This is a genomic window from Vibrio genomosp. F10 str. 9ZD137 (assembly GCF_049974785.1).
GTDB lineage: Bacteria > Pseudomonadota > Gammaproteobacteria > Enterobacterales > Vibrionaceae > Vibrio.
The window spans coordinates 1-229 of the sequence record NZ_JBNGCJ010000078.1 but is presented as its reverse complement, the minus strand read 5'-3'; the positions used below and the strand labels follow the sequence as shown (position 1 = coordinate 229).

At 48.5% G+C, this 229-nt stretch carries 1 protein-coding gene; it reads left to right on the top strand.

The annotated features are described in order from the left end of the window. Window positions 1–229 (top strand): hypothetical protein (locus tag ACP45E_RS00985; RefSeq protein WP_198927666.1); only part of this gene is annotated, 229 nt, incomplete at both ends.

The window sequence follows — 229 nt, the reverse complement described above, 5'->3', positions numbered from 1 at the left end:
GCAGGATGACGACTGGTTAATAGACGATGAGCTAGACTCTCCGAAAATCGAAGCGGAAAGTGTTTTAGCCAACGAGGCATTAGCTGAAGAGTTACCTGAGCCAGTCGATGACTTTGAGGTGCCTGATGTCGAATTTGGCGGTGAGTTATCGGATGAGGTGCTAAATGAAACGGAAGCGTCAGAAGAAGTAGAGGCTAAAGACGCCGATACTCTAGAGACGGTTGAGGCA